The organism is Salipaludibacillus sp. CF4.18 (assembly GCF_051262595.1).
Classification (GTDB): domain Bacteria; phylum Bacillota; class Bacilli; order Bacillales; family Salisediminibacteriaceae; genus Salipaludibacillus; species Salipaludibacillus neizhouensis.
The window spans coordinates 1-1,360 of the sequence record NZ_JBIMEV010000133.1 but is presented as its reverse complement, the minus strand read 5'-3'; the positions used below and the strand labels follow the sequence as shown (position 1 = coordinate 1,360).

General features: G+C 40.1%; 2 protein-coding genes. Both read right to left on the bottom strand.

From position 1 onward, the window contains the following. On the bottom strand, positions 1 to 694 hold a 694-nt coding region (locus ACHABW_RS25750), incomplete at its 3' end, for a Glu/Leu/Phe/Val family dehydrogenase (protein WP_435759878.1). 30 nt (positions 695 to 724) lie between these two features. Further along, positions 725 to 1,360: aminotransferase class III-fold pyridoxal phosphate-dependent enzyme (locus ACHABW_RS25745; protein WP_435759876.1), on the bottom strand; the 636-nt coding region annotated here is incomplete at its 5' end.

Here is a 1,360-nt window from a genome sequence, read left to right as displayed (position 1 = left end):
AATAGCCACCCGCGTTTCCAAAGCCTTGGATGATAATTTTTGCTCCATCAAGGTTTATTTTCTCCGCCTTAGAAGCCTCTTCTATACAAATAGCTACCCCCATAGCGGTCGCTGTTTCTCTGCCAAAAGAACCTCCTAATGCGATCGGTTTACCCGTAATAAAACCAGGAGAATCAAACTCACGAATCCGACTATATTCATCCATCATCCATGCCATAATTTGTGAGTTAGTATAGACATCAGGTGCCGGAATATCTTTGGTAGGTCCAACAATTTGACTAATCGCACGAACATAGCCTCTACTTAAACGCTCGACTTCAGGAAAAGACATGTTTCTTGGATCACAAATGATTCCGCCTTTTCCACCACCATAAGGAACATCTACAATTCCACACTTTAAGGTCATCCATATCGATAAAGCTTTCACTTCATCTTCTGTCACTTCGGGATGAAAACGAATCCCTCCTTTAGTTGGACCAACTGCATCATTATGTTGAGCACGGTACCCCGTAAACACTTTCACTTCCCCATTATCCATGCTTACAGGAATTCGAACAGTGAACATACGAACAGGTTCCTTTAGTAATTCATACATCTCTTCTCCGTATCCTAACTTCTTTAAGGCTGTTTGGATAACTGATTGTGTTGATGATAGTAGACTTGCTTCTTTTTCATTTTCGATGACAGCTCCCACAGACATACACCCCATTTTTTGACGTATCTATTAAACCCCTAGCACTTTTTGAATTTTCTTTATTGCCCAATCAAGATCTTCTTTTTCAATGACAAGTGGTGGCGCAAATCGAATCACATTTTCATGTGTCTCTTTGCATAAAAGCCCTTCGTTTTTTAATTCTTCACAATATTTCCTTGCAGGTTCTTTTAGTTCAACACCAATAAACAAGCCTCTACCGCGAATTTCTTTAATCATTGGATTATCAATTTGTTCAAGCTGCTCCTTTAGATGTTTTCCCAACTCCATTGAACGGCTCACGAGATTTTCTTCCTCAATGACTTGAAGAGCTGCTAGGGAAACCGCGCAAGCAAGTGGGTTTCCACCGAATGTCGATCCATGCGATCCAGGTTCAAATACGTCCAAAACATCTTGATTTGCCGCTACGACTGAAATCGGAAATACACCACCTCCAAGAGCTTTTCCTAATATATACATATCGGGAATGACTTCTTCCCAATCACAAGCAAAAAGTTTTCCTGAACGACCTAAACCAGATTGAATTTCATCTGCAATAAATAGCACTTGTTCTTTTTGACATAGTTCAGAAGCTTCTTTTAAAAATCCGTCTCTAGGTATATTTATTCCAGCTTCCCCTTGAATAGGCTCGATCAAAAATGCTGCAGT